The following is a 16,737-nucleotide window of genomic DNA, read 5'->3' on the forward strand; positions in this document are numbered from 1 at the left end:
TCTGCGCCGACGCGTCGTCCGCGGTGGGACCGCCCACTCAGGGGACGGTGTGCCCCGCCGCCGTGAGCACGCGGTACCACTCCTCGCGGCTGAGTTCGACGTCGGACCCGGCGGCCGAGTCGCGCACACGCTGCGGGTTCGTCGTGCCGAGGACGACCTGGAAGTGCGCGGGGTGCCGGGTGATCCATGCCACGGCGATGCCGGTCGGGGTGACCCCGTGGGCGGCTGCCAGCTCCTCGAGCACGTCGTTCAGCTCGGCGTACTGCTCACGGTCGCCCAGGAAGACGCCGTCGAAGAAGCCCTTCTGGAACGGGGACCAGGCCTGCAGCGTCACGTCGTTGAGACGCGAGTAGTTGAGGATGTCGTTGTCGCGGTCGATGGACTGGTCGAGCCCGCCCATGTTCGCGGTGAGGCCCTGCGTGATGACGTTCGCGTGTGTGATGCTCAGCTGCACCTGGTTGAACGCGAGCGGCTGCCGCACGGACTTCTTCAGCAGCTCGACCTGCCCCGGGGTGTGGTTCGAGACACCGAAGTGGTGCACCTTGCCGGCGGCGTGCAGTTCGTCGAACGCGCGGGCCACTTCCTCCGGCTCGACGAGGGCGTCGGGGCGGTGCAGCAGCAGCACGTCGACGTAGTCCGTGCGCAGGGCGGTGAGTGACTCCTCGACCGAGGACAGGATGTGCTCGTACGAGAAGTCGAAGTACGCGCCGTGCTCCGTCGGCCGGATGCCGACTTTCGTCTGCAGCTGGATGTCGGCCCGCTCGGAGGACGACAGCGTCACCGCCGAACCGAAGCGCTCCTCGCAGCCGTGCCAGACGCCGTACACGGCAGCGTGGTCGAACATCGTCACGCCCGCATCGCGCGAGGCCGTGTAGAGCGAACGGATGTCCTCGTCGCTCATGTCGTTGATCCGCATCATCCCGACGATCACGTCGGAGGCGGTGAGGTCCGTCTGTGGCAACTCCAGTGTCTTCACCCCACCGATCCTGCCAGCGGCCACCCGTGTGAGCCAGGCCCTGGCCGTACCCCCGGGGGCGCTCCCCGACCGCGACCACCGCACCGGGCCACCCGTCCCGCCGCCCCGTACCCTGGACCGGTGCGTGACGACCTGCTGCCCGTGCTCGCGTGCCCGGTGTGCACCGAGCCGCTCGCCCGCACCGCCCCGGGGCAGGCTGGTTGCCGCAACGGGCACCGGTACGACGAGGCCAAGCAGGGCCACCTGACGCTCCTGCCCGTGAAGCGTCGAGCACTCACCGCGGACACCCCGGAGATGGTGGACGCGCGGCTGCGTTTCCTCGGTCGCGGTCACTACGCGCCGGTCGAGCGGGCGCTCACGAGCGTGGTCGCCGACGCGACCGCACCCGGCGTGGTCCTCGACGTCGGCTCCGGCCCGGGCACGTACCTCGCGCACGCGCTCGACGGCACGACACGCGGCGATGCTGCCGGGAGGCGCGGGATCGCCCTGGACCTGTCGGCCGTCGCGATCCGACGTGCGGCACGCATCCACGCGCACGTCGGTGCCGTCGTCGGGGACGTGACCGAGCGCCTCCCGGTCGTCGACCACGCCGCAGCCGTCGTGCTCGACGTCTTCGCGCCGCGCAACCAGCACGAGTACGCCCGGGTGCTGCACCCCGGAGGCGTGCTCGTCGTCGTCACGCCCCGGGCCGGTCACCTGGCGGAACTCGCGGCGGCCACGATCAGCGTGGACCCGGAGAAGGAACGCCGGCTGCACGACAGCCTGACGCCCGCGTTCACGCTGCGCTCGACCGAGGACCTGACCTGGACGATGGAACTCACCGCCGAGGACGTGCACGACGTGGTGCACATGGGGCCGAGTCACCACCACGTGGCGGCGGACACGGTGTTCGCGCCGGAGACGGTGACGGCGGCGGTGACCGTCAGCACCTGGACGCCCGCGCGCTGAGCGACGAGCGTCGGACTCGACCGGGGTCAGCGCCGACGGGTGCCGGGTTCCGTATCGTCGGGTGTCGGCCACGGTTCGGCCGGACCGCGCTGCGTCGGCCAGCCCTGCCCGGGAGCGCCCGGGTACGGGGCGCCCTGTGTCGGCCGGCCCTGTGCCGGCCAGCCCTGTGCCGGAGCGCCCGCTGCGGGCCAGTTCGGCGCCGGCGTGCCTGCCCCTGCGTACGCGACCCATGCCCACGGCGCCCGCTCGGCGAGCCAGGCCTCGAGATCGGGATAGCCGATGGCGATCGACACCGTGTCGAACAGCACGGTCCCCTCCGGGTCGCGGGCCTGGATCCCACCGTACGGGCCGGTCCAGGGGCGGATCGACGCGATGGCGGTGTGGTGCACCTCACGTTCGGTCCGGAAGCCCTTCCGGACGACCAGCCGGTCCGGCAGCGCATCGATCCGCGTCCGTGCCAGGGCACTGGCGAGCAGGACGGACGCGACCCCGCCGAGCAGAGCGACAGTGCCTGCGATGCCCATCGGCAACGCGTCCGGGTCGTCCGTGGTCGAGGCCGCACCGAGCAGCAGCACGCCGCCGAGGACGATGACCAGGATGCCGATGGTCCGCAGGACGACCCGCTGCCACCGTCTCGGCCGCACGGTGAACAGTGCGTCCGGGGCCGCCCCGGCGAGCACGCGCTGGTGCTTCCGCTTCCGGTCCCCCCGGCGGATGGCCGACGTCACGACCACCGGGACGACGGCGGCGATGACGAAGGCGATGGTCACGGATGTGATCGTGGTCCCCATCCGGTCAGCGTACGGATCGACGGCGGTCGCGTCCGGGACGTACCGCCGTCGATCCGCGCCGCCGTCGGTCGTCAGTGCTGCTGCTCAGCCGGCACGTCGAGGGCCCACACCACACCGAAGCGGTCGCGCAGCTGGCCGGCCAGGGGGGACCACGCCGACGGCCCGAGCGGCTGTCGCACCTCGGCACCCTCCTGGAGGCCCGCCCACACCGAGCGGATCTCGTCCGCGTCCGTGCCGCTCAGGTAGACGTACGAGCTGTTCGTGCCCTGGTCGTACGGCTGTCCGGGCCACACGTCGAACGCCATGACCCGGACGCCGCTCACCGAGGTCACCTGGCCCCAGACGACGCGGTCCGCCCACGCCGGGTCCGCGACGGCGCCGCTCTGTCCGTACGTCACGACGACGGGCTCGGTGCCGAGGGCTGCGCTCCAGAACGCCAGCGCCGCGGCGGCCTGTCCGTCGAAGTTCACGTGGGGGATGGTGGTGATGGTCATGTCGACTCCTCGTCGTCGGTGCGAGCGCCGGTCGGCCTCGTCCCGAGCAGCATCGCGGCAGATGCGGTCAGATCCTGTCCGCTCCTCCTGGCATGCTCGGGGTCATGCCCGCTCCGTCCTCCCGATTGCTGTCGCTGCTGTCCCTGCTGCAGGTCCGCCGGGAGTGGTCGGGCAACGACCTCGGCAGGCGGCTGGACGTCAGCCCGCGGACCGTGCGACGGGACGTCGACCGTCTGCGGGGACTCGGGTACCGGGTCGACGCACTCCGTGGCCCGGCCGGCGGCTACCGGCTCTCGGCCGGGTCGGACCTGCCGCCGCTGCTGTTCGACGACGACCAGGCCGTGGCGATCGCCCTCGCTCTCGCCGTCGCGCCGGCTTCGGGCGCGGACATCGCCGAGGCCGCAGCACGTGCGCTCACGACCGTCCGGCAGGTGATGCCGTCCCGCCTGCGGCACCGGATCGACGCCGTCCAGGTGGTCACCACGCCCGGAGCCGTCGTCGTCGACCCCGCGGTGCTGGTCGCCGTCAGTGAGGCAGTACGGACCCGCACCGTCCTGCGCTTCGGCTACATGCCCGCCTGGCCGCCGGGAGCGGAGGACGACCGGCCGCCCCGCCGGGTGGAACCACACGCACTCCTGGCGCGGGCCGGCCGCTGGTACCTGCTCGCGTGGGACACCGAAGCGGTGGACTGGCGCACCTACCGGGTGGACCGGATCGCGCCCAAGGTGCCCACGGGCCTCCCGTTCGTCCCCCGGGCCGTCCCGGGCGGCGACCCGGCGGCGTTCGTCGCAGCCCGCTTCCGCGGCGCGGACGGCACGGTCGGTACGGGTGGTGCCGGTGGTGGTGGCTCGGCCTGGCCGTGTGTCGGGACGGCGGTGCTGCAGGTGTCGGCGCACGCCATCGCCCCGTACGTGGCCGAGGACGCCGTCCTCGAGGACCTCGGCGACGGCACCTGCCGACTCACGACCGGCTCGTGGTCGTGGACTGCGCTCGCAGCGGTCTTCGCCGGCTTCGACGCCGACTTCGCCGTCACCGCGCCCGCGGCCCTGCGGGACGCGGTCGTCCGGGTGGCCGCGCGGCTCGCTGCGGCCGGGACTCGCGGAGCAGGACCGGCATGACGGGCAGCGCGCTGCGGTCCGACTCCTCCAACCAGGGGACTCCATCGCTGGCGCCGTCGACCTGCTGGACGTGCGGTCCAGGGTCGATGATCAGGTCATGACTGCTCGCCGCGGGATCGACCTCGCCGCTGAACTCCGACAGGTCCATGCCCACTGGACGCCACGGGTCGTCGGGCGGGTGAACGAGCAGTACTCGAAGGTCGCGAAGCTGCTCGGTGAGTTGGTCTGGCACGTCCACGACGCCGAGGACGAGATGTTCCTCGTCGTCTCCGGCCGGCTCCGCATCCAGCTGCCCGACGACCAGGAGGTCGTGCTCACGCCCGGTCAGTTCCACGTCGTCCCCCGAGGAGTGCAGCACAACCCGATCGCGGACGAGGAGGTCGAGATCGTCCTCATCGAGACCGTCACGACCGCGCACACCGGTGACGTCGTGGTCGAGGGCACCGTCCCGGTCGAGGACCAGGTCGACGACTTCCGTTGAGGCCGGCTCGGAGCCGTTAGCGCTCCGCACGTGTCGCCCAGCCGGGCGTCAGGGAACCGTGAGGACCGGCCTGGAGGCCCGCCCCCGGACGCAGCATCGGTACCGCACCACAACCGGTGCGGTCCACGGCGTCTGCCGCGGGCACCTCGATCTCCAGGAGTCCCACGTGTTCGACGTCTTCGTCGTCGCCGGTGTCCTCGCCGTGTTCGGCGTGGTGGCACTGATCGCCAAGGGGGTGGAGCGGCTGTGATCGCGATCACCATCGCCGCCGCCGTCCTCGGCATCGCCGCTGTCGTGTACCTCGTCTGGGCGCTCGTCCGCCCCGAGCGGTTCTGATGGGCGCCGCGCAGACCTGGGCCGGCATCGCCCAGGTCGCCCTCGTCGTGCTGCTCCTCGTCGTTGCACACCGGCCGCTCGGCGACTGGATGGCCCGCGTCTTCACGAGCACCCGCCACGGTCGGATCGAGCGGGGCGTCTACCGGCTGGTCGGCGTCGACCCGGACGCCGAGCAGTCGTGGGCCGCGTACCTGCGCGGCGTGCTGCTGTTCAGCGTCGCCGGGCTGCTGCTCGTCTACCTGCTCCAACGCATCCAGGTGGTGTTGCCGGGCGACCTCGGGCTTCCCGCCGTGGGACCGGCGCTCGCGTTCAACACGGCGGCGTCGTTCGTGGCGAACACGAACTGGCAGTCGTACTCGCCCGAGGCCACCCTCGGGTACACCGTGCAGATGGCCGGTCTGGCAGTGCAGAACTTCCTGTCGGCGGCCGTCGGCCTGGCGGTCGCCGTCGCCCTGGTCCGCGGGTTCGCCCGGCGGCGGTCCGGCACGCTCGGCAACGTCTGGGTGGACGTCGTCCGCGGCACCGGCCGGCTGCTCCTGCCGCTGGCCTTCGTCTCCGCGCTCGTGCTCGTCGCCGGCGGGGTCATCCAGTCCTGGGGTGTCGGGACCGACGTCACGACGCTCACCGGCGGCGCGCAGCACATCCCGGACGGCTTCGTCGCCTCGCAGGAGGCCATCAAGGAGCTCGGCACGAACGGCGGCGGCTACTTCAACGTCAATTCCGCGCACCCGTTCGAGAACCCGCAGGCCTGGACGAGTCTGTTCGAGGTCTTCCTCATGCTCGTCATCCCGTTCTCGCTGCCCAGGACCTTCGGGAAGATGGTCGGCGACACCCGCCAGGGCACCGCCATCGTCAGCGTCATGAGCGGCATCTTCCTGGTGTCCCTGTCGGCCATGTCGCTCGCCGAACTCGCCGGTGGCGGAGCCGCGACCCACGCCGCCGGTGCCGCCATGGAGGGCAAGGAGGTCCGCTTCGGCATCCTCGGCTCGACGCTCTTCGCCACCGCGACGACCTCGACGTCCACCGGCGCGGTGAACGCCATGCACGACAGCTTCACCCCGCTCGGCGGCATGATGGCGCTGGTCAACATGATGCTCGGCGAGGTCACCCCCGGCGGTGTCGGCTCCGGCCTCTACGGCATGCTCGTGCTCGCCGTGATCACGGTCTTCATCGGCGGGCTGCTCGTCGGCCGCACGCCGGAGTACCTCGGCAAGAAGATCCGCGCCAAGGAGATGACCTTCGCCGCGCTGTACATCCTGGTCACCCCGACCGTGGTGCTCACCGGCACGGCCCTGTCGCTCCTGATCCCCGGCGTCCGCGAGCAGGTGCTCGGCACGTCGCTGTTCAACCCGGGCAACCACGGCCTGTCCGAACTGCTCTACGCGTTCACCAGCGCCGGCAACAACAACGGCTCGGCGTTCGGCGGCCTCACCGCGAACACGACGTGGATGAACTCCGCGCTCGGCGTCGCGATGCTGCTCGGCCGCTTCGTGCCGATGGTGTTCGTCCTGGCGCTCGCCGGGTCGTTGGCCGCACAGGACAAGGTGCCGGCGACCGTCGGCACGCTGCCCACGCACCGGCCGCTGTTCATCGTGCTCCTCGGCGGCGTGGCCGTCATCGTCACCGCACTCACGTACTTCCCGGTGCTCGCACTGGGCCCGCTCGCAGAAGGACTGTCCTGATGACCACCCTGACTCCCGAGACGGAGCAGCACACCGCTGAGCAACCGGGCCGACGCCCGTCGGCCTTCGGACCTCGCCAACTGGCGGCGGGCCTCCCGGGTGCGTTCCGCAAGCTGGACCCCCGGCTGATGTGGAAGAACCCGGTGATGTTCATCGTCGAGGTGGGCGCCGCCCTGACGACGGTCACCGCCGTCGTCGAGCCCTTCACCCGGTCGGGAGGCGCGTCCGACTCCGGCGCGCCCGTCCCGTCCTCCTTCACCATCGCGATCGCCGTGTGGCTCTGGCTGACGGTCGTGTTCGCGAACCTGGCCGAGTCCGTCGCCGAGGGGCGCGGCAAGGCGCAGGCCGACACGCTGCGCAAGACCCGCTCGACGACCACGGCCCGCCGTGTCGTCGGCTACTCGGCCGCCGATCCGGCCGCGCTCTCCGCCGACACCGAGGACGTCGCCTCGGTCGACCTGGCGAAGGGTGACCACGTGGTGGTCGTCGCCGGCGAGGTGATCCCCGGTGACGGAGACGTCGTCGACGGCATCGCCTCGGTCGACGAGTCCGCCGTCACGGGCGAGTCGGCCCCGGTGATCCGCGAGTCCGGCGGTGACCGCAGCGCCGTCACCGGGGGTACCCGGGTGCTGTCCGACCGGATCGTGGTGCGCGTCACCTCCACTCCGGGCGAGACGTTCATCGACCGGATGATCCGCCTCGTCGAGGGTGCCGCCCGGCAGAAGACGCCGAACGAGATCGCGCTGAACATCCTGCTCGCGTCGCTGTCGATCGTCTTCGTGATCGTCTGCCTCACGCTCCAGCCGATCGCCGGGCTCGTCGGCTCGACGGTCAGCATCACGGTGCTCATCGCGCTGCTCGTCTGCCTCATCCCGACCACCATCGGGGCGCTGCTCTCCGCGATCGGCATCGCCGGCATGGACCGGCTCGTGCAGCACAACGTCCTGGCCATGTCCGGCCGTGCGGTCGAGGCCGCCGGCGACATCACCACGCTGCTCCTCGACAAGACCGGCACGATCACGTACGGCAACCGGCGGGCCTCTCGAGTCGTGCCGGTGCCGGGTGTGAGCAAGGTCTCGCTCATGGAAGCGGCGGCGCTGTCGAGCGCTGCCGACGGCACCCCCGAGGGTCGCTCCATCATGGACCTAGCGCTCGCCGCCGGCGTCTCCACGCCCCTCCCGGCCGGTGGGGTCGAGGTGCCGTTCACCGCGCAGACCCGGATGTCCGGCGTCGACCTGCCCGACGGGTCCTCGGTGCGGAAGGGCGCCGCGGCCGCAGTGCTGGCCTGGGCGGACACCGGTGACGGCGGTGTTGCTGCCGCCATCGACGCGACCGTCGCGGAGATCTCCGACCAGGGCGGCACCCCGCTCGTCGTCGGCCGCCGCGACGCCTCGGGCGCGGTCCAGCTGCTCGGCGTCGTGCACCTCAAGGACGTCGTCAAGGACGGCCTCGCCGAGCGGTTCACGGAGCTGCGGAGCATGGGCATCCGCACCGTCATGATCACCGGCGACAACCCGCGCACCGCCAAGGCCATCGCGGCCGAGGCCGACGTCGACGACTACCTCGCCGAGGCCACCCCGGAGGACAAGCTCGCGCTGATCCGCCGGGAGCAGGAGGGCGGCAACCTCGTCGCGATGACCGGCGACGGCACGAACGACGCCCCGGCCCTGGCGCAGGCGGACGTCGGGGTGGCGATGAACACCGGGACGACCGCGGCGAAGGAGGCCGGCAACATGGTCGACCTCGACTCGGACCCGACGAAGCTCATCGACGTCGTCCGGATCGGCAAGCAGCTGCTCATCACCCGTGGTGCGCTCACCACGTTCTCGATCGCCAACGACATCGCCAAGTACTTCGCGATCATCCCGGCGATGTTCCAGCTTGCGTTCCCGGGACTGGCGGCCCTCAACATCATGGGGCTGCACTCTCCGGCGTCGGCGATCCTGTCGGCGATCATCTTCAACGCGCTCGTCATCGTGGCGCTCATCCCGCTGTCCCTGCGTGGCGTCAAGTACCGCGCAGCCTCGGCGTCGTCGGTCCTCGGCCGCAACCTGCTCGTCTACGGGCTCGGCGGCGTCATCGTCCCCTTCATCGGCATCAAACTCATCGACCTCGTCGTCGGTCTCATCCCGGGGTTCTCGTCATGACTTCCACTCGCTCCTTCCTCCGCTCCACCGGTGTGGCCGTCCGCCTCACCGTCCTCGCCACCGTCGTCCTCGGCGTCGCCTACCCGCTCGCGGTGTGGGGCGTCGGCCAGGCCGCCTTCTCCGACCAGGCGAACGGCTCGATGGTCACCGACCCGTCCGGCAAGGTCGTGGGCTCGTCGTTGATCGGGCAGTCGTTCACCGGCAAGGACGCGGACCGCTGGTTCCAGTCCCGCCCGTCGGCCGCCGGCGAGGACGGGTACGACGCGAACGCCTCGTCCGGGTCGAACCTCGGCCCGTCCAACCCCGACCTGACAAAGGCGGTCGAGGAGCGTCGAGCCGCGATCGCGAAGGCCGACGGGGTGCCCGCGTCCGAGGTCCCGGCGGACGCGCTGACGGCCTCCGGCTCGGGACTCGACCCGGACATCAGCCCCGAGTACGCGCGCCTGCAGATCGCCCGAGTGGCGTCGACCCGTGGCCTGTCGGAGTCGCGCGTACGTGCCCTGGTCGCGTCGCACACCGAGGCTCGCCAGCTCGGCGTTCTCGGTGCTCCCACGGTCAACGTCCTCGAGCTGAACCTGGCCCTGGCGCGGACCGCGCCCTGATCGTGACGCGCTCACTCCGACCCCTCCTCGGCTCGCTGCTGCCCTCCCGGATGGTGGAGTCCGTGGAGGAGGCCGGGGTGACACGCCAGGAGCTCCGTCAGCCTCTGCGACCGGGAACACGGCCGCCGTGCCGTGCTGGCGAGGTGGTCGATGAGCACGACCGAGCGGTACGGACTCCGGACCGGCGCTCCGGCCAGCCGCTCCACGAGGTCTGTCGATCGCCGGTAGTGCGGTGTCGGGACGCCGAGGGGTCGACCCCAGAGTCGGGCGTGGTGCGCGCAGCAGTTCCGGACGTGGGTGATGTGCTGCAGGGTCGCGCGGAAGTTGGGCTGCGGCATGCGGAACGACCGGGACACCTGCTCCTGGAGCCGGGGGACGACCGCGCCGGCGGTCCGGGACAGCGTGCCGAGGCTGAGCTCCTCGGCCAGGACGGCGAAGGGGAGGTCGTCGAGCGGACGATCGCGCAGGTCGGCGTCGTGCGACTGCGCCAACGCGTGCGCGAACCGAGCTCGCAATGTCCCGACGGGGGCTCGTGGGCGGAACGAGCGGTGCTCGAGGTGCCAGAACGCCCCGGCCGTCTCGGTTCCGGCCTCGTCGAGGCGCCCACGGAGCGCGAGCTCGATCCGCTCGATCAGGGACAGCAGGACGGCTCGCAACTCGCCGCCGAACTCCTGGAGCCGGTCGACGTCAGCATCGGACGTGGGGAGCTCGTGAGCGCGCAACGCCTGCCGGAACTGCTCGTGTCGGTGGACCGAGACGGCGAGCGGGTGGTGCGACATGTGGCTCCTGAGGACGACGGATGATCGTGATCTCGGGCAAGCCGGCAGCGACTACAGCGCAGGGAACATCATGAGCAATGAAAAGTCCCGCCGGTTTGAGGAAGCGTGAGCTCGAGCCTTGGCGGGAACGATTGATACCAACATATCAGTGGATGGCCGTGCCGTCAACGTCGAACACGAGAGGATGAGCGCGTGAAGCGAGGGAAGCTGCGAGTGCTGCTCGGTGCCGCCCCCGGCGTGGGCAAGACCTACACGATGCTCGAAGAGGGCCGCCGGATGGCCGACCACGGCCGCGACGTGGTCATCGCCGTCGTCGAGACCCACGGCCGCGCCGCCACCGCCGCACTGGTGGACGGGCTCGAGGTCGTCCCGCGCCGGACGGTCGAGCACCGCGGGGTCGCGCTCGACGACATGGACCTCGACGCCGTCCTCGCCCGACGCCCCGAGGTCGCCCTGGTCGACGAACTCGCGCACTCGAACGCCCCCGGCAGTCCGCACGAGAAACGGTGGCAGGACGTCGAGGCACTGCGGGCTGCGGGCATCGACGTCATCTCGACGGTGAACGTCCAGCACATGCAGTCCCTCGGTGACGTCGTCCGCGAGATCACCGGCACCGTGCAGCGTGAGACCGTCCCCGACGCTGTGGTCCGCGCCGCCGATCAGATCGAGGTCGTCGACCTGTCCCCGCAGGCCCTCCGCGACCGGCTGTCGGACGGGCTCGTGTACCCGGCCGCCCGGATCGACGCGGCCCTGTCGAACTACTTCCGCCTCGGCAACCTGACCGCCCTCCGCGAGATCGCCCTGCTCTGGCTCGCCGACGAGGTCGACGACGCCCTGAAGCGCTACCGCGCCGAACACGGCATCGCGAACCGGTGGGAGACCCGGGAGCGCGTCCTCGTCGCCCTGACCGGCGGCCCCGAGGGTGAGACCCTGCTCCGCCGCGGCGCCCGCATCGCCGCCCGCTCGGCCGGCGGTGAGCTCGCCGCCGTGCACGTCACCACGAACGACGGTCTCCGCGAGCGGCATCCCGGCGCCCTCGGCAGACAGCGTGCCCTGCTCGAACAGCTCGGCGGCACCTACCACCAGGTGGTCGGCGACGATGTGCCCACCACCCTCGTCCGGTTCGCCCGCTCCGTCGACGCCACGCAGATCGTGATCGGCATCAGCCGTCGCAGCCGACTCGTCGCCGCCCTCACCGGCCCGGGCATCGGCAGCACCGTCATCCGCGAGTCCGGCGACATCGACGTGCACGTGGTCACGCACGAGCGCGCCGGCGGTGGCCTGGCCCTGCCGAAGCTCGGCGGCAGCCTGTCCCGCTCCCGGATCGTGGCCGCGTTCCTGCTCGCCCTGGTCGCCGGACCCGTCCTGACCTGGCTCCTCAGCCTCACCGACGACCCCGACTCGATCACCGTCGACGTGCTCGCCTACCAGCTGCTGGTGCTCGTCGTCGCCCTGATCGGCGGCATGCTCCCCGCCGTGTTCGCCGCCGTGCTGTCCGGCCTGAGCCTCGACTTCTTCTTCGTCCGACCCCTGCACCAGGTCACCGTCCAGCAGCCCTGGCACCTGTTCGCGCTCGTCATGTACGTCGTCAGCGCGGTGCTCGTCAGTTTCGTCGTCGACCGATCGGCCCGACGCTCCCGCACCGCACGCCGAGCCGCGGCCGAGTCCGGGCTCCTCGTCGGGATCGCCGGCAGCGTGCTCCGCGGTGACGACGCCCTCCAGGCCCTCGTCGAGCGCACCCGCGAGGCCTTCGGCTTCGCCGGCGTCCGCGTCCGCCAGGGCGACGAGGTGCCGGCCACGTCGGGGGCGTTCGGGGACACGCCGGACGCGGCCACGAGCCTCCCGTCCGGTGCCGTCCTGGAGTTCGCCGGCGCACCCGACGACCCCACCCAGCGGCGGTTGCTGCGCGTCGTCGAGCAGCAGCTCGACGCCGCCCTGGAACACCGCGCGCTCACCCGCACCGCCGTCGACGCCGAACGGATCACAGCCGTCGACCGGGTCCGGAGCGCCATCCTCGCGGCCGTCAGCCACGACGTCCGGCGACCGATCGCGGCCGCCTCCGCCGCCGTGCAGTCCCTCCGCGCGCGGGACGTCCGGCTGGGCGAGGCCGACCGGGAGGCCCTGCTCGCGACCGCCGACGAGAGCCTCCGTCAGCTGGCGGTGCTGTTGGCCGACCTGCTCGACGTCAGTCGGGTGCAGGCCGGGGTGCTCGCCGCCGCCCCCGTGCCGACGTCGCTCGACACGGTCGTCGCCCCCGCACTCGACGAGCTCGAACTCGGCCCGGAGGACGTCGACCTCGACCTGCCCGCCGAGCTGCCGCCCGTCCTCGCCGACCCGGTGCTCCTGCAGCGCGTCGTGGTGAACCTGCTGGCGAACGCCGTCCGGTACTCACCGGACGGGGAGCGCGTCCGGATCGCGGCGAGCGCCTTCGCCGGCGGCGTCGAGCTCCGGGTCGCGGACCGTGGGCCGGGCATCCCCGAGGACCGCCGCGAAGACGTGTTCCAACCGTTCCAGCGCCTCGGGGACACGGACAACGACACCGGACTCGGACTCGGCCTGGCGCTCGCGCGCGGGTTCACCGAGGGCATGGGCGGCACGATCGAGGTCGATGACACCCCCGGCGGTGGCCTCACCGTCGTGGTGCGCCTGCCGATCGCGGGACACCTGGGAGTGGTGGGCAGATGAAGGTCCTGATCGCGGACGACGACGTGCAGCTGGTGCGGGCGCTCGCCGTGACGCTCGGTGCGCGCGGGTACGAGGTCGTCACCGCCCGCGACGGTCGCGCCGCCATCGACGCCGTCATCACCGAGCGGCCGGACATCGTGATGCTCGACCTCGGGATGCCGCGGCTGGACGGCATCGGGGTGCTCGAGGGCATCCGCGGGTGGTCGCAGGTCCCCGTGCTCGTGCTGTCCGGGCGGACGGACTCCGGCGACAAGGTCGACGCCCTGGACGCCGGGGCCGACGACTACGTGACGAAGCCGTTCCAGATGGACGAGCTGTTGGCGCGACTGCGGGCGCTCGGGCGGCGGCGGGCACCGGCGGCCGGGGAGGCCACGCCGACGATCCGGATCGGCGACCTCGTGGTGGACCTCGTCGCCAAACAGGTCACCGCTCCCGACGGTCCGGCGATCCGGTTGACCCCGACCGAGTGGCGGCTGCTCGAGGTCCTGGTGACGAACCCCGATCGGCTGCTGACGCGCGAGATGCTGCTGACGGAGGTGTGGGGGCCGACGCACGGCAACGACTCCGGGTACCTGCGGCTGTACATGGCGCAGCTGCGGCGGAAGCTCGAGCCGGAGCCGTCGCGCCCGCGGTTCCTGGTGACCGAGTCGGGGATGGGCTACCGGTTCGCACCGGCCGGCTGATCCGACGCGGCGGCGCTGCTGCTGTCTTGCCGGCACCGCGTCCGCCGGTTTCGCTGGTGCCGTTCGGCCGAGCACAACCGTGTCCTGCTCGCACCGCGGCATCCCGTGGTTCGAGCGGGATGCTGTTGGGCGGTGACATCCGGCGACCGTCCGGCCGCCGCGGACCGCCCGTGCGCCGCTCAGCCGGCGTGGGCGTGCGCCGCGAGCTCCGCGCGGGTCCGGGCACCGTGCTTCCGGAGCAGGTTCGCCACGTGGTACTTCACCGTGTTCACGGAGATGCCGAGCCCGTCGGCGATCTCCCGGTTGCCGACGCCGGTCGCGACGAGCCGCAGCACGTCGAGTTCGCGGGGAGTCAGGTCGGAGTCCTCGGGTCCCGGAGCGGAGGCGACAGGCGGGTCGAGCGGCACCGTCACGTCGATCACGGACCCCCACCCGGGCGTCGAGTCCACCCGCATCTGCCCGGCGAGCGCCGCGACACGTTCGGCAATCGGTCGCATCGCGTCGTCCTGCACGTCGTGCGTCCCGGCACCGTCGTCGCGGAGCTGCATGAGCAGGTTCCGGCCGTCGCAGTCCCACTGGATGCGGACGCGGTTCGCCCGCCCCTCATCGACCAGGGTCAGCACCGCGGTCCGGACCACGGCCCGGGCAGCGTGCGCGACGTCCCCGGGCAGCGCACGTCCGTTCGCGGGGGGTTCGACGAACTGCACGTCGAGGTCACCGAACCGGACGAGGGGTCGCAGGTCGGCACGGAGGCGCGAGAACGCCCCGGCGACGGGCTCCAGCAGGACCTCGCGCTGCCGGTCCGTCGACGTCCGCAGGTCCACGAGCGCGGCCGACGCGATCTCGACCGCCTCAGCCCGGGCCGCGGCGTCGCCGACCCGGGGCGAGCGGAGCACCGCCAGCACGGACTCCAGCGTGAGCGTGTGTCGGTCTGTCCGGTCCGCGAGGAGGCGAGCGTGCTCGGCGGGGGTGATCCGGGCCTCCCGGCCGTGCTGCGTGTCCATCCGGACGAACCTACCCGCCCTGCCCAACCGTGGACAGGGAGCCGTTCGAACGGGTGGGGCGCCCGCCGTGTCGGGTAGCGGCGTGTCCAGACGTCGACGCGCATGCTCGTTGTATGTCCCAACAGACGCTCGCCGCCGCGCTCGACCTCGTCAGTCACGAACTCGACGACCTCGTCGACGGGGTGGCCGAGGGCGACCAGGGCGCCGCAGACCGGGCGCTCGACCTGCTCGACGGTGCCGAACGCGTGTTCGTGCACGGCGCCGGACGGTCCGGGCTCGCGCTGCGGATGACCGCGATGCGGCTCATGCACCTCGGCCTCGACGTTCACGTCGTCGGCGAGGTCACGACTCCCGCGATCGAACCGGGCGACGTCCTGCTCACCGCGAGCGGTTCCGGGACCACCGGCAGCATCGTGCAGGCCGCACGGACCGCGGTGGACGTCGGCGCGACGGTCGTCGCCGTGTCGACCACGTCCTCGTCGCCGCTCGCCGAGCTGGCTGAGGTCACCCTCGTGCTGCCGGCAGCGACGAAGACCGACCGATCCGGCACCGCATCGGCCCAGTACGCCGGCAGCCTGTTCGAGCAGGGCGTCGTCCTGCTCGGCGACGCGCTGTTCCACGCGCTCTGGCAGCGCAGCGGACACTCCGCCGACGACCTCTGGCCGCGGCACGCCAACCTCGAATGACCCCTCCGGAAGGAACCACCATGCAGCTCCAGTTCGCCATCGACACCCTCTCCACCGAGACCGCCCTCGAACTCGCCGCCGCGGCAGCCCCGCACGTCGACATCCTCGAGCTCGGCACCCCGCTCGTGAAGAGCGCCGGCGTCGCTGCCATCACGGCGATGAAGGAAGCCCACCCGGACAAGATCGTGTTCGCCGACCTCAAGACTATGGACGCCGGTGAGCTCGAGGCCGACATGGCGTTCCAGGCTGGCGCTGACCTGGTCACCGTGCTCGGTGTCGCCGGGGACAGCACCATCGTCGGTGCGGTCGCTGCGGCGAAGAAGCACGGCAAGGGCATCGTCGTCGACCTGATCGGCGTCCCCGACAAGGCCGCCCGTGCCCGTGAGGTGACCGAGCTCGGCGTCGAGTTCGTCGAGGTGCACGCCGGCCTCGACGAGCAGGCCGAAGAGGGCTTCACTTTCGACACGCTCCTCGACGAGGGCAAGGCCTCGGGCGTGCCGTTCTCGATCGCCGGCGGTGTGAAGGCCGCCACGGTCGCCTCGGTCAAGGCCGCGGGTGCCCGTGTCGCCGTCGCCGGCAGCGCGATCTACAGCGCCTCGGACGTCGGCGCTGCCGCCGCCGAGATCCGCGCCGCGATCGACGCCGCGTAGTCCTCTCCGCAAGACTCAACGTGGGCGGCCCCACGCAGCGGTACTCCGCTGCGTGGGGCCGCCCGCGTTGCGTTCCGCGGGGACCGCGGCAGCGCCTCGGGAGCCGGGAGGCCCGTGGCCGGCTCAGCCCTTCGGCTGACCCGGCACCACCGTTCGGCCGATGTCGCCGTCCCACCGCGCTGCCTACCGTGGAGCCATGACTTCGGGGTGGGATGCGTGGGGGCAGGACGACGACTGGGAACGGTGGACGGCCAGGCCGCCCCGGGCCGAGCGCGGAACGGTGGAGCGGGCCGAACGCCCGTCCCGTGAGCTGGCGCACACGCTGGCCGTCGCCACGAGCGTCGGCGTCCTGCTCTGGGTCGCCGGTCTGGTCGCGGTCGTGCGACATGCCGAGGCCTGGGGCGTCCCGCTCGGCGGTGTCATGCCGGGAGCCGACAGCGGGGCGTCGCCGGACCAGTTGGACCACATCCGTGGGGTGTGGGGAATGCTGCAACTCACGACGCTGCCGGTCATGGTCGTCCTGTTCGCCTCCGCAGCGTGGTCGGCCCGCCGGCGTCGGATGCGCTGGAGCCCCGTGGTGGCCATGGTCCTCAGTGCCGCCGGCGTGCTGGTCGGGCTCGGACTCGTGGCACAGGGCATCGAGACCTGGGCGCTCAGCCGCTGACCTTGCCGCAA

Annotated in this window: 18 protein-coding genes; 13 read left to right on the forward strand and 5 right to left on the reverse strand. The window is 72.0% G+C overall.

The window, feature by feature from the left end:
* Nucleotides 1-37: 37 nt before the first annotated feature.
* Entirely contained in the window at nt 38-976 is a 939-nt protein-coding gene (locus DEJ31_RS05455) for an aldo/keto reductase family oxidoreductase (RefSeq protein ID WP_111121389.1), read from the reverse strand.
* A 120-nt stretch (nt 977-1,096) separates the two neighbouring features.
* Between DEJ31_RS05455 and DEJ31_RS05460 the strand changes: the two genes are divergently transcribed.
* On the forward strand, nt 1,097-1,924 hold the full coding sequence (locus DEJ31_RS05460) for a putative RNA methyltransferase (RefSeq protein ID WP_111121390.1): 828 nt from the start codon (nt 1,097-1,099) through the stop codon (nt 1,922-1,924).
* A 26-nt stretch (nt 1,925-1,950) separates the two neighbouring features.
* Here the strand turns inward: DEJ31_RS05460 and DEJ31_RS05465 are convergent, their stop codons facing one another.
* Complete coding sequence (locus DEJ31_RS05465) at nt 1,951-2,715, reverse strand: hypothetical protein (protein WP_111121391.1); 765 nt, start codon at nt 2,713-2,715, stop codon at nt 1,951-1,953.
* 71 nt (nt 2,716-2,786) lie between these two features.
* A complete protein-coding gene (locus DEJ31_RS05470) occupies nt 2,787-3,209 on the reverse strand; it encodes a VOC family protein (RefSeq protein ID WP_110903632.1) in 423 nt (140 codons plus the stop codon).
* Nucleotides 3,210-3,313: 104 nt separating this feature from the next.
* Here DEJ31_RS05470 and DEJ31_RS05475 point away from each other — a divergent pair, with 104 nt between their 5' ends.
* The 7 genes from DEJ31_RS05475 to kdpC all read left to right on the forward strand — a co-directional run bounded on the left by DEJ31_RS05475 (nt 3,314) and on the right by kdpC (nt 9,575).
* On the forward strand, nt 3,314-4,327 hold the full coding sequence (locus DEJ31_RS05475; RefSeq protein ID WP_111043710.1) for a YafY family protein: 1,014 nt from the start codon (nt 3,314-3,316) through the stop codon (nt 4,325-4,327).
* Nucleotides 4,328-4,424: 97 nt separating this feature from the next.
* Nucleotides 4,425-4,808 carry a cupin domain-containing protein gene (locus DEJ31_RS05480; protein ID WP_111043537.1) on the forward strand — a complete coding sequence of 128 codons (384 nt, stop codon included), beginning with the start codon at nt 4,425-4,427 and terminating at the stop codon, nt 4,806-4,808.
* Between the two features lie 58 nt (nt 4,809-4,866).
* The gene (locus DEJ31_RS16840; RefSeq protein ID WP_111236908.1) at nt 4,867-5,058 is read left to right on the forward strand and encodes a hypothetical protein; all 192 of its coding nucleotides are present in this window, start codon (nt 4,867-4,869) and stop codon (nt 5,056-5,058) included.
* Entirely contained in the window at nt 5,055-5,144 is a 90-nt protein-coding gene (locus DEJ31_RS05485; RefSeq protein ID WP_111043536.1) for a potassium-transporting ATPase subunit F, read from the forward strand. Before DEJ31_RS16840 ends, DEJ31_RS05485 begins: the two co-directional genes overlap by 4 nt.
* Nucleotides 5,144-6,826, forward strand: coding sequence for a potassium-transporting ATPase subunit KdpA (gene kdpA, locus DEJ31_RS05490; protein ID WP_111121392.1), 1,683 nt, complete (start codon nt 5,144-5,146; stop codon nt 6,824-6,826). The genes DEJ31_RS05485 and kdpA overlap by 1 nt, the downstream gene beginning before the upstream one ends.
* Entirely contained in the window at nt 6,826-8,973 is a 2,148-nt protein-coding gene (gene kdpB, locus DEJ31_RS05495) for a potassium-transporting ATPase subunit KdpB (protein WP_111121393.1), read from the forward strand. Before kdpA ends, kdpB begins: the two co-directional genes overlap by 1 nt.
* A complete protein-coding gene (kdpC, locus tag DEJ31_RS05500; protein WP_111121394.1) occupies nt 8,970-9,575 on the forward strand; it encodes a potassium-transporting ATPase subunit KdpC in 606 nt (201 codons plus the stop codon). The genes kdpB and kdpC overlap by 4 nt, the downstream gene beginning before the upstream one ends.
* A gap of 11 nt (nt 9,576-9,586) precedes the next feature.
* Here the strand turns inward: kdpC and DEJ31_RS05505 are convergent, their stop codons facing one another.
* Complete coding sequence (locus tag DEJ31_RS05505; RefSeq protein WP_111121395.1) at nt 9,587-10,354, reverse strand: Abi family protein; 768 nt, start codon at nt 10,352-10,354, stop codon at nt 9,587-9,589.
* A 192-nt stretch (nt 10,355-10,546) separates the two neighbouring features.
* On the opposite strand from DEJ31_RS05505, the gene DEJ31_RS05510 reads away from it, so the two are divergent.
* Together DEJ31_RS05510 and DEJ31_RS05515 are read left to right on the forward strand one after the other, a co-directional pair.
* Nucleotides 10,547-13,039: an ATP-binding protein gene (locus tag DEJ31_RS05510; RefSeq protein ID WP_111121396.1), complete on the forward strand. Its 2,493-nt coding sequence runs from the start codon at nt 10,547-10,549 to the stop codon at nt 13,037-13,039.
* Complete coding sequence (locus tag DEJ31_RS05515; RefSeq protein WP_111043530.1) at nt 13,036-13,722, forward strand: response regulator; 687 nt, start codon at nt 13,036-13,038, stop codon at nt 13,720-13,722. Before DEJ31_RS05510 ends, DEJ31_RS05515 begins: the two co-directional genes overlap by 4 nt.
* A 179-nt stretch (nt 13,723-13,901) precedes the next feature.
* On the opposite strand, the gene DEJ31_RS05520 is transcribed toward DEJ31_RS05515, so the two are convergent.
* Nucleotides 13,902-14,726, reverse strand: coding sequence for a LuxR C-terminal-related transcriptional regulator (locus tag DEJ31_RS05520; RefSeq protein WP_110903640.1), 825 nt, complete (start codon nt 14,724-14,726; stop codon nt 13,902-13,904).
* Between the two features lie 113 nt (nt 14,727-14,839).
* Between DEJ31_RS05520 and hxlB the strand changes: the two genes are divergently transcribed.
* From hxlB to DEJ31_RS05535, 3 genes are all read left to right on the forward strand, one after another.
* Nucleotides 14,840-15,412: a 6-phospho-3-hexuloisomerase gene (gene hxlB / locus DEJ31_RS05525; protein ID WP_111043529.1), complete on the forward strand. Its 573-nt coding sequence runs from the start codon at nt 14,840-14,842 to the stop codon at nt 15,410-15,412.
* A gap of 20 nt (nt 15,413-15,432) precedes the next feature.
* Nucleotides 15,433-16,062, forward strand: a complete 630-nt coding sequence (hxlA, locus tag DEJ31_RS05530; protein WP_110903642.1) for a 3-hexulose-6-phosphate synthase — start codon at nt 15,433-15,435, stop codon at nt 16,060-16,062.
* Nucleotides 16,063-16,258: 196 nt separating this feature from the next.
* On the forward strand, nt 16,259-16,726 hold the full coding sequence (locus tag DEJ31_RS05535; protein WP_146236721.1) for a hypothetical protein: 468 nt from the start codon (nt 16,259-16,261) through the stop codon (nt 16,724-16,726).
* Nucleotides 16,727-16,737: the final 11 nt, after the last annotated feature.

It is taken from the genome of Curtobacterium sp. MCPF17_031 (assembly GCF_003234035.1).
Lineage (GTDB): Bacteria > Actinomycetota > Actinomycetes > Actinomycetales > Microbacteriaceae > Curtobacterium.

Bases quoted from the DNA above. Each gene is read 5' to 3' on its own strand.
- DEJ31_RS05465 (WP_111121391.1), bottom strand. From the start codon at position 2,715: ATGGGGACCACGATCACATCCGTGACCATCGCCTTCGTCATCGCCGCC.
- DEJ31_RS05470 (WP_110903632.1), bottom strand. From the start codon at position 3,209: ATGACCATCACCACCATCCCCCACGTGAACTTCGACGGACAGGCCGCC.
- DEJ31_RS05475 (WP_111043710.1), top strand. From the start codon at position 3,314: ATGCCCGCTCCGTCCTCCCGATTGCTGTCGCTGCTGTCCCTGCTGCAG.
- DEJ31_RS05480 (WP_111043537.1), top strand. From the start codon at position 4,425: ATGACTGCTCGCCGCGGGATCGACCTCGCCGCTGAACTCCGACAGGTC.
- kdpA (WP_111121392.1), top strand. From the start codon at position 5,144: ATGGGCGCCGCGCAGACCTGGGCCGGCATCGCCCAGGTCGCCCTCGTC.
- kdpB (WP_111121393.1), top strand. From the start codon at position 6,826: ATGACCACCCTGACTCCCGAGACGGAGCAGCACACCGCTGAGCAACCG.
- kdpC (WP_111121394.1), top strand. From the start codon at position 8,970: ATGACTTCCACTCGCTCCTTCCTCCGCTCCACCGGTGTGGCCGTCCGC.
- DEJ31_RS05505 (WP_111121395.1), bottom strand. From the start codon at position 10,354: ATGTCGCACCACCCGCTCGCCGTCTCGGTCCACCGACACGAGCAGTTC.
- DEJ31_RS05515 (WP_111043530.1), top strand. From the start codon at position 13,036: ATGAAGGTCCTGATCGCGGACGACGACGTGCAGCTGGTGCGGGCGCTC.
- DEJ31_RS05520 (WP_110903640.1), bottom strand. From the start codon at position 14,726: ATGGACACGCAGCACGGCCGGGAGGCCCGGATCACCCCCGCCGAGCAC.
- hxlB (WP_111043529.1), top strand. From the start codon at position 14,840: ATGTCCCAACAGACGCTCGCCGCCGCGCTCGACCTCGTCAGTCACGAA.
- hxlA (WP_110903642.1), top strand. From the start codon at position 15,433: ATGCAGCTCCAGTTCGCCATCGACACCCTCTCCACCGAGACCGCCCTC.
- DEJ31_RS05535 (WP_146236721.1), top strand. From the start codon at position 16,259: ATGACTTCGGGGTGGGATGCGTGGGGGCAGGACGACGACTGGGAACGG.